Origin of the sequence: Mitsuaria sp. RG, assembly GCF_028369275.1 — a bacterium.
Lineage (GTDB): Bacteria > Pseudomonadota > Gammaproteobacteria > Pseudomonadales > Pseudomonadaceae > Aquipseudomonas > Aquipseudomonas peradeniyensis.
In genome coordinates this window covers 1-9,331 of the sequence record NZ_JAQMYQ010000085.1, presented here as the reverse complement: position 1 = coordinate 9,331, position 9,331 = coordinate 1, and the positions used below count along the sequence as shown (strand labels likewise).

At 66.4% G+C, this 9,331-nt stretch carries 9 protein-coding genes and 1 pseudogene; 2 read left to right on the top strand and 8 right to left on the bottom strand.

Features of this window, described 5'->3' with window-relative positions; all coding sequences use genetic code 11:
• The 8 genes and pseudogenes from POF53_RS25560 to POF53_RS25525 all read right to left on the bottom strand — a co-directional run.
• Window positions 1–225 (bottom strand): annotated as a pseudogene (locus POF53_RS25560) (hypothetical protein); the annotation flags it as partial.
• Window position 226: 1 nt separating this feature from the next.
• A complete protein-coding gene (locus tag POF53_RS25555; RefSeq protein WP_023629104.1) occupies window positions 227–874 on the bottom strand; it encodes an FMN-dependent NADH-azoreductase in 648 nt (215 codons plus the stop codon).
• A gap of 206 nt (window positions 875–1,080) precedes the next feature.
• Complete coding sequence (locus tag POF53_RS25550; RefSeq protein ID WP_254463813.1) at window positions 1,081–1,518, bottom strand: PaaI family thioesterase; 438 nt, start codon at window positions 1,516–1,518, stop codon at window positions 1,081–1,083.
• 11 nt (window positions 1,519–1,529) lie between these two features.
• Window positions 1,530–2,606 carry an acyl-CoA dehydrogenase family protein gene (locus POF53_RS25545; RefSeq protein ID WP_050706620.1) on the bottom strand — a complete coding sequence of 359 codons (1,077 nt, stop codon included), beginning with the start codon at window positions 2,604–2,606 and terminating at the stop codon, window positions 1,530–1,532.
• Window positions 2,607–2,616: 10 nt separating this feature from the next.
• The gene (locus POF53_RS25540; RefSeq protein WP_254463812.1) at window positions 2,617–3,741 is read right to left on the bottom strand and encodes an FAD-dependent oxidoreductase; all 1,125 of its coding nucleotides are present in this window, start codon (window positions 3,739–3,741) and stop codon (window positions 2,617–2,619) included.
• Window positions 3,738–5,681, bottom strand: coding sequence for an asparagine synthase (glutamine-hydrolyzing) (gene asnB / locus POF53_RS25535; protein WP_232856562.1), 1,944 nt, complete (start codon window positions 5,679–5,681; stop codon window positions 3,738–3,740). Before asnB ends, POF53_RS25540 begins: the two co-directional genes overlap by 4 nt.
• A gap of 80 nt (window positions 5,682–5,761) precedes the next feature.
• Complete coding sequence (locus tag POF53_RS25530) at window positions 5,762–6,544, bottom strand: enoyl-CoA hydratase-related protein (RefSeq protein ID WP_110739294.1); 783 nt, start codon at window positions 6,542–6,544, stop codon at window positions 5,762–5,764.
• 5 nt (window positions 6,545–6,549) lie between these two features.
• Window positions 6,550–7,737: a hydroxymethylglutaryl-CoA synthase gene (locus POF53_RS25525; RefSeq protein WP_232856563.1), complete on the bottom strand. Its 1,188-nt coding sequence runs from the start codon at window positions 7,735–7,737 to the stop codon at window positions 6,550–6,552.
• Between POF53_RS25525 and POF53_RS25520 the strand changes: the two genes are divergently transcribed.
• Complete coding sequence (locus tag POF53_RS25520) at window positions 7,660–7,866, top strand: hypothetical protein (protein WP_475861507.1); 207 nt, start codon at window positions 7,660–7,662, stop codon at window positions 7,864–7,866. The two genes, POF53_RS25525 and POF53_RS25520, sit on opposite strands and share 78 nt — an antisense overlap.
• Before the next feature lie 453 nt (window positions 7,867–8,319).
• On the top strand, window positions 8,320–9,216 hold the full coding sequence (locus POF53_RS25515; protein WP_203651719.1) for a LysR family transcriptional regulator: 897 nt from the start codon (window positions 8,320–8,322) through the stop codon (window positions 9,214–9,216).
• Window positions 9,217–9,331 lie beyond the last annotated feature (115 nt).

The window sequence follows — 9,331 nt, the reverse complement described above, 5'->3', positions numbered from 1 at the left end:
CGGCCCCCCCCCCCCCCCCCCCCCCCCCCCCCCCCCCCCCCCCCCCCCCCCCCCCACCGAGGTGACGTCCAGCGCATCTTCCAGGCCCAGCAGGCTCTGCACCAGGTGCACCCGGTGCGAGAACGGGCAGGCGTGGGAGATGTACAGGTGGTAGCGATTGGGCTCGGCCACCAGTTCGCTGAGGAACAGCTCCTGGACCGACGGGTTGTCTTGGCTGCGGGTCATCTTACCTCCCTACGGCGGTGGCCAGGCTTGGGCATGGGCGTTCGCCGAGGGCGGCGATGCTGTGCTGGATCTTCAGGTTGGCGGCGGCCAGGCCCGCGGCCAGGCTTTCTTCGCCCATGCCCAGGCCTTCGGCGTAGATGAACTCGACGCTGTTCAGGCCGACGAAGCCCAGGGTCTGCGACAGCCAGCCGGCCAGGGTGTCGGTGCCCTGGCTGTAGACGCCGCCGCTGGCGTTGAGCACGTGCACTGGCTTGTCATCCAGCAGGCCGACCGGGGCGCCGTCGACGTAGGTGAAGGTAACGCCGCCGCGCACGATGTAGTCGACCCAGGTGTGCAGGATCGACGGTGCGCCGAAGTTGTAGCGTGGCAGGCCGATCACCACGCGGTCGGCTTCCTGGATCTCTTCGATCAGCTCGTTGGACAGCTTCAGTGCCGCGGCCGCCTCGATGCTGCTGGCGTCACCGCCGAACAGGGCGTCCATGGTCACCGCATTGAGGTGCGGGATGGGCTGGGCGTGCAGGTCGCGTACCGCCACCGAAGCTTCGGGGTTGACCTCTTTGAGCTGCTTGAGGAAGTTGTCCACCAGTTGGCCGGAGAAGCCGCCATCGGACTTGATCGAGGAGCGGATGACCAGGACCTTGTGATTCATTGCGAGAATCCTTTCAGTGATGTGTGTGACAGCCAGTCTTGAGCAATCGGGCGGGAGTGAAAAGCGCAGATAATCAGGGTATTACCCTTAAGGTTGTCATGTATCGCCAGGGGCTCTGTGCTGAAACGATCGCGGGGCAAGTCCGCCCCCACATATCACGTGGGAGCGGGCTTGCCCCGCGAAGAAGGTGATGGGTGATTACGCCGTCACCACTCCCGCTTGAGCCTGAACTTGCTCAGCTGCGCGCTGGCGATGCGCGTCTGGCTGCCGTCGGCGTTGACCCGCCAGGCCTCGGCCTGGGTGAACATCAGGTTGCGTCCATCACGGATCACCTTGGCGTGGAACAGCACCTCGGCGTCCCGCGGTGTGGCCGACAGCAGCAGGGTGTTGAAACTGTTGGTCAGGGCGTACTCGTCCGGCCCCAGCAAGGGCAGGGTGGCGAGCATGCTGGTGACGTCGAGCATCGAGTAGATCACCCCGCCGTGCAGGGTCTGGCTGAGGTTGTCGATGGCATCGGTAACGGTCAGCCGGCAGGTGCACTGGCCGGGGGACTGTTCCAGCATCTCCAGCCCGCAGTAGCGCTGGTAGGCGTGTTCGAGCAGCGCGCGCGAGTGCGCGGCGGCGTGGTCGCTGATGGTGCTCATGGTGTGATCCTTCACAGGTGCCGGGCAATGATTTCCAGCATGATTTCGTGGGTGCCGCCGCCGATGGCCAGCAGGCGGGCGTCGCGGTGGATGCGTTCGACCAGCGAGGGCTCGACGCAGCCGTGGGCGCCATGCAGCTGCACGGCGTCGCGGGCCAGGGTTTCCAGGGTCTGTACGGCGCTGTTCTTGGCGATGGCCACCTGGTGTGGGTCCAGGGTGCCTTCGGCCTGGCGGGCCACGCAGGTGTCGACGAACTGGCGGCTGACCGTCAGCTGCGCGTAGTGCTCGGCCAGGCGCTGGCGGATCACCGACTTGTCGAACAGCGCCTTGCCGCCGACCTGGCGGCTCTTGCACCAGTCGATGGCGGCCTGCAGGGCCATGTCGGCGCTGGTGATGGCCATCACCGCCAGGTTCAGCCGCTCCTGCTGCAGGCTGGCCTGCAGCAGACGGCCGACACCGCCCTTGCCGGTCAGGCGCAGCGCTGGCACGTCCACAAGCTCTAGGTCGGCCAGCGGCAGGCAGCGCCAGCCCAGGGCCTGGCGCGGGGTGTGGCGGATGCCGGCGGCGGAACCCTCGACCAGGAACAGCGCCAGGCCGTCCTCGCAGTGGCCGACCATCAGCAGCCAGTCGGCACGGGTGGCGTTGCAGATGAACGCCTTGTGTCCGTTCAGCCGGTAGCCGTCGGCCTGACGCGTGGCCCGGCACTCCAGGGCGCGCAGGTCGGAACCGGCCTGGCGCTCGGTGATCGCCAGGGCGATGCTCTGGCGGCCATCGAGCACTGCCGGCACCAGGTCGTGGACGATCGGGTGGCCGGTGGCTTGCACCGCCTTGAGGCTGACGAAGTGCGAGCCCAGGCCCATGGTGATGCCCTGGGCGCCGCTGCGGGTCAGTTCCTCGATCAGCACCGCCACGGCCCGCGGGTCGTCCGGCAACTGGCGGTGGTCGTGGCCCAGGCCGAGCAGGCCGGCGGCGCCGGCCTCGCGGTTGAGCGTGGCCGGGTAGGCGCCGAGCTGCTCCCAGGCCGCCACGTTCGGCGTGATGCGCTCGCTGACGAAGGCCTGCAGGCGCTGGCGGTATGCGTCACTCATGGCGATCTCCTCAGAACACCGTGGTCAGGGCCAGGTCGTGGAAGCGCTCGACGATCGGCCGGATCCGCGAGGAGGTCATGGCGCTGTCCTCCTCGAAGTAGTACAGGTCGGTCATGTCGCGCATCACTTCCAGCATCACCCGCGAACGCTCGGCGGCGCGGATCTCGTAGCGCTGCAGGGCGCTGTCGAGGCGCTCGTCGCAGCAGCCGACCAGGGCCTGGGCGAGCATGAAGGCGTTCTCCAGGCCCAGGGTCAGGCCGTAGCCGAGGGTCGGCAGCATGGCGTGGATGCTGTCGCCGAGCATCACCACGCTGCCGTTCTGCCAGCAGCCGGCGCCGGTCAGCGCCATCATCTTGTGGGTGAGGATCTGCTCGTGCTCGGTGGCTTGCATCATCCGCACCACGTCAGGCGGCAGGTCGGCGAACAGCCGCACCAGGCCGTCGCGGTCGAGCAGCGGCTGGTTGCGGTGCTGGTAGGCGGCGAACCAGTAGCGGTACGGGCGGTCGGCCGCCAGCGGGTAGGTGACCACCCGCGAGAACTCCGAGGCGAAGATCTGGCAACGGTCGGGCAGCAGCAGCGGCGAGTCGAACTCGACCATGCCGCGGCTGGCCACCAGGCCCGTGTCGTAGGGCGTCAGGCCCGGCTCCAGGCACTGGCGCACGGTGGAGCCGACGCCGTCGCTGCCGATCACCAGATCGAAGTCTTCCTGCTCGCCGTTGCTGAAGGTCACCCGCGCCTGTTCGCCGACCTTCTCCACCTTCTCGCAACCCATCTGGTAGCGGATCTGCCCGGGGGCCAGGCGTTCGCGCAGCAGGCCGAACAGCTCGGGACGCGGGAACATCACCGCCGGCGCCGGGATCCCCAGGCCGTCCGGGCGCACCGGCTGGCTGTGGATCAGGCGACCGTCGCGGCCATGGGTGTCGAGGAACTCGATGGCCTTGCCGCGGCCGATGAAGCCGGTGTCGTTGAACAGGAAGCGCAGCACCTGCACGCCCTGGGGCCAGACGTAGATGCCGGTGCCCGAGTCGCGCGGGCCATGGGCCCGCTCGTACACCGTGGCCTCGAGGCCGAAGCGCTTGAGAATCAGGGCGCAGGCCAGACCATTGAGGCCGGCGCCGATGATCGCGATCTTCATGCGGCCACCTCGCTCAAGGTGTTCCAGCTCTGGCCGCTCATGCGGTAGCGGCGCTGCAGCAGGCACAGGCTGGTCAGCTCCATCAGCATCGGGTCGAGCAGGCCCTGTTCCTGGGCGCTGAGGGTCGGCAGCTGCTTGAGCAGGGTGCGGACCTTGGCCGCGTCGAAGAACGGCAGCGCGTCCAGGTCACGGCTGTGCAGGGTGTCCTGCACCAGCTGCCACAGGCGGCCTTGCTGCTGCAGGGTGGCCGGCGGGGCGCGGAAATAGTGCTTCTTGCGCTCGTACAGGGCCTTGGGCAGGTAAGGGCGCATGGCTTCGCGGAACACGTACTTCTCGGTGGCGCCGCGCACCTTCATCCACACCGGCAGCTGGCAGGCCAGTTCGACCACGTGGTGGTCGAGCAGCGGCACGCGGCCTTCGATGCTGTTGGCCATCTCCATGCGGTCGCCCAGGGTGGTGAGGACGAAGTTCGGCAGGTACGACTTGGCCCACAGGTACATGGAGTTGTGCACCGGGTCGCGGTCGGCGAGCTTGCCGTGGTCGAGGCGGTCGAAGAACTGGCGGTACGGGTCGACACCGCTGAAGTGATCGCGGAAGTCGCCGCGGTACAGGCTCTCCAGGGCCTTGAACCAGCCGGCCTGGTTGTCCAGCCACGACACGCCGTGCTTGAGCTGCTCGACCATCCAGTGGATGTCGTGGGGCATGTGCGCGTTGGTGTAGCCCTGCTCGTTGGCCTGGATGCGCTGGCGCAGCAGGTCGATGACTTTCGGGTCTTGTTGTTCGTTGTTGTACAGCAGCATGTCGCGGCGGAAGTGCGGGTAGCCGGCGAACACTTCGTCGGCGCCTTCGCCGGTCAGCACCACTTTCAGGCCGGCCTTGCGCACTTCCTTGCTGAGGATGTACTTGGCCACGCCGTGGGCGTTGAAGAATGGCGTCTCGTTGTGCCACACCGCCTGCTCGAAGTTGTCCGCCAGGTCGTCCTGGGTGATCTCGATGGTGTGGAAGCGCGCGCCGTTGTGCTCGGCGGCCATGCGCGCGAAACGGTTCTCGTCGTAGTCGTCCATGTCGGTGAACGACAGGTTGAAGGCGTCCAGCGGCTCGCCCTTGAGGGCGGTGGCCATGCCCAGCATCGCCGAGGAGTCGATGCCGCCGCTCAGGTACACGCCCATCGGCACGTCGGCGCGCAGGCGCAGGCGCACGGCTTCCTCGATGGCGGCGCGCACGGATTCGATCATGCCGGCCTCGTCGCTCGGCGCCGGGGTGTCGCGGCGGGCGAATTCCATGTCCCAGTAGCGGCCGCTGTGCAGGCCGCCGTGGTCGACCATCACCCAGCAGCCCGGCTGCACGCTGCGCACGCCTTCGAACAGGGTGTGGTCGCGCAGGTAGAAGGCGCGGCTGGCGTAGGCGTTCTCGTCCCAGGTCGGGTTGACGCCGGCGGCCAGCAGGGCCTTGATCTCGGAGGCGAAGTACCAGTTGCCTTCGTGCTGGGTGTAGAACAGCGGCTTGATGCCCAGGCGGTCGCGTACCGCCAGCATCAGGCGGCGACGGCGGTCGAACAGGACCATGGCGAACTCGCCGCGCAGCTCCTTGAGCCCGGCCATGCCGGAGCGGCGGTACAGGTGCAGGGCGATCTCGCTGTCCGAGGCGGTCTTGAAGATCGCGCCTTCGGCCTGCAGTTCGGTACGGATGCGTTCGTGGTCGTAGAACTCGCCGTTGACGATCACCGCTAGGTCGCCTTCATCGGCGACGATCGGCTGCATGCCGTTGTCCAGGCCGATGATGCTCAGGCGGGTGTGGCCGAGCACGGCGCGCTCGCCCGGGTCACGCCACAGGCTGTGCTCGTCGGGGCCGCGGTGATTGATGGCGGCCAGGGCGTCGAGGATCGACTGGTCGCTGATGCTGTTGCGTTTGGACTGGTAGACACCGATGAAACCACACATGGCAAAATCCTTTTCTCATAGGTCGGGCGTCGTCGGCGACGCCGGAACGGCGCGGGCTTCGTGGTCCGCGCACCCAGGGTTCATTGCGCCCAGTCGGGGCGGCTGCGTTCGAAGAAGGCGGCAAGACCGTGCTGGCCCTCGCTGGAGGTGCGCAGGCGGGCGATCAGCTGCAGGTTGCAACCCTGCTCGTCGAGCAGGTGGTCGCGGCCTGCCAGGCGCGCCAGCATCTGCTTGATCTCGCGACTGGCCTGGGGGCCGGTCTGCAGCAGGGTGGCCAGCCAGCGGTCGCGGGCCTGCTCCAGCTCGGCGGCGGGCACCAGGCGGTGGACCAGCTGCAGGCGCAGCGCATCCTCGGTGCCGAACACCTCGGCCGAGAGCATGTAGCGCCGTGCCTGGCGCACGCCCATGGCGCGCACCACGTAGGGGCTGATCAAGGCCGGGGCCAGGCCCAGGCGCGCCTCGCTGAAGCAGAAGCGCGCATCCTCGGCGGCCAGCACGTGGTCGGCGCAGCACAGCAGGCCCAGGGCCCCGCCGAACACCGCGCCGCGGGCCAGCATCAACACCGGCACCGGGAAGTCGTCCAGGCGCTGCAGGACGTTGGCCAGCAGGCTGGCGTCCTCCAGGTTGCGCGCATGGTCGAAGTCGCGGCTGCGGCGCATCCACTCCAGGTCCGCCCCGGTGCACAGGTGCTCGCCGGCGCCGTCGAGCACCAGGGCGCGCAGCCCCGGGTGCTCGGCGAGGGCCTGCAGCTGCTCGTGCAAGGCCCCGAGCAGGGCCTCGTCGAGGGCGTTGCCGGCATGCGGACGGTTCAGGGTCAGGCAGGCGACCGCGGGTTGCGGCCAGCTCAGCAGCACGTCGCTCATGGTCGTCAGCTCGCCATCTTCAGGGACAGGGCGGTGCTCTCGTACTGACGGCGATAGCCCTCGCAACCGCCGTAGCGGAACGCGCCGCCGGTGACGTACGGGGTGCTGTAGTCGGCCACGGCCGGGTGGTTGTCGCCGTAGAACCAGCTGCTGTACTGCTCATGGCCCAGGCGGGTGCGGCTGGCCAGCATGCGCGCATGCGCCTTGCGCCGCGAATGGGCCTGGTAGCCCGGCACCACGGTGGCGCTGAAGAACTCGCCGACGCTGCCCGAGCCGTAGCTGAACAGGCCGATGTTGCGCCCGGTCAGGTCCTCGTCGCTGTTGTCCAGCAGCGACAGCAGGGCGATGTACAGCGAGGCGGTGTAGCAGTTGCCGATGGCCTTGCCGTACAGCTGGCTGGTGGAATAGGCCTTCTCGCCCAGGGCCTTGGCTGCTTCAGGCTCGATCGCCTCGAACACCGAGAAGGCTTTCTTCGCCATCTTGGTGAACGGCTGGTGGAAGCACAGGAAGCTCATGTCTTCCAGGCCCAGGCCGCCGTCGGCGCGGTAGCTCTGCCAGGCGTTGCGCAGCGACTCCAGGTAGACCTCGATCGACAGCTTGCCGTCGACCAGCGCGGTGCTGCGCAGGTTCGGCCGCCAGAAGTCCGAGACGTCCAGGCTGTAGCGGCCCTGGTGCGGGTGCAGTTCCAGCAGGCGCGGGTTTTCGGCCACGATCATGGCCACGGCGCCGGCGCCCTGGGTGCATTCGCCTTCGGAGTTCTGCTCGTAGCGGGCGATGTCGGTCGCGATCACCAGCACCTTCTCGTGAGGGCGCTGGGCGACCAGCGCACGGGCCATCTGCAAGCCGGCGGTGGCGCCGTAGCAGGCCTGCTTGAACTCCACCACGCGGCAGTCGGCACGCAGGCCGAGCAGGCTGTGGACGAACAGGCCGGCGGCCTTGGACTGGTCGATGCCGCTCTCGGTGGCGAGGATCACCGTGGCGATCGAGGCGCGGGTGGCGTCATCGAGCAGCGGCAGGGTGGCGTTGGCCGCCAGGGTCACGATGTCTTCGTCCGGGGCCGGCACGGCCATGAACTCCTGGCCGATGCCGACCAGGTATTTCTGCGGATCGATACCATGCCGTTCGGCAAGTTCTTCCAGTGCGAAAAAGTGTTGCGGTACAGACAGCCCAATATCATCAATGCCGATTTTCATGTGTATGCCCAATTATTTTTCACTGTTGAAAAAATCCCAAAATACACAACCGGTCTTGTTGTTCCGGTGCCAGACCCTGCTGGCCATTTAATTATTGCGGCTGAAGCTTTTGGCAAAAAAAGCGAATAATTCCGATGGGATTGATGACGCCAGTTCATGGTTTTTTGAGGGTGGAAAGTTCGGCGTTTATTTATCGCGCACAGGCGTGCGCCCCGTGATTCCACGCGGCTTGTGCAAAGGGGGATGAGCGGATTGTCGAACAATTGGGCAATTAAAATTTTCAATTGTTTTAATATGAAAATTTTATGGCGGTGTTATCGCCTGATTGACCTGTTGTTTTGGCTATATATTTATGCCGTATCGCTTGTGCATATCTGCATGGTCGGGACTTCCTTGTCCATTATTCATCCATTAGTGCCGGGCACCGTGAGGGAGGTTGTTGTCGCACGAACCGCGCCGGGCGAATAGTGACAAAAAGTGCGTGCATCGCGGCATGGTCTTCATGTGTCGTACGCAGCTGTGGTACAACGCCGCAGGACAAAGGATTCGTCGCCCGGCTTTCGGGTACACAAGGAGGTAGTGGTGTTTTCCAAGATCAGTCTCGATCAGTGGCGCGCGTTCGTCTGCACGGTCGAGTGCGGCGGTTTCCAGCAGGCCGGCGAGCACATGTACAAGTCGCAGTCGGCCATCAGCCACTCGGTCAACCGCATGGAAATGCTCCTGGGCCAGGAGCTGTTCATCATCGAAGGCCGCAAGGCCGTGCTCACCTCCCTGGGCAAGGCCCTGCTGCCCCAGGCCAAGCACCTGCTGGGGGCGGCGCAGAAGCTCGAGCACCTGGCCAACCAGTACCAGCCCGGGCTGTTCACCGAGCAGGCACTGGCGGTGGATGTGCTGTTCCCCATCGAATTGCTGCAGCAGGCGTTGCAGGAGTTTGCCCTGGAGTACAAGGATCACCGTATCCGCCTGTACGAAACGGCGTTGTCCGGGGCCCGCGAGCTGCTCGAAGACGGCAAGGTCGAGCTGGGTATCGCCAGCAGCCTGCCTTCCGGCTACCTGCAGGAGTTCCTGCTCAATGTCTCGCTGGTCTGCGTGGTGGGGGCCAGCCACCCGCTGAGCGAGGCGCAGGGGGAGTTGAGCCTGGACGACATGAAGAACCACCGGCAGGTGGTGATCCGCGATTCCGGCACGCGCAATTCGCAGAACAGTGGCTGGCTGGGGACCTCGCAGCGCTGGACGGTGAGCAGCCTGGCGGCGGCCGAGAGCTTCGTCGAACGGGGGATGGGCTTTGCCTGGTTGCCGGAGCATCGGGTGCAGCAGGGGTTGGCGCAAGGGCGGCTGGTGCGGGTCAACCTGCAGCATCAGCGTGAGCGGGAGGTGCCGATGTACATGGGTTATCCCGAGGAGTACCGGCACAGTCCCGAGGTGCGGTTGCTGGCGCAGATACTGCGGGAGCGGTGTCGGGAGTATCGGCCGGGGTGATTGTTGGGGCGTTAGCCGGGGCTGCTGCGCAGCCCTTTCGCGGCACAAGGCCGCTTTCATGAAGCAAAATACAATTCTTTGATTTAACTGGGGCAGCGTGGGAGCGGGCTTGCCC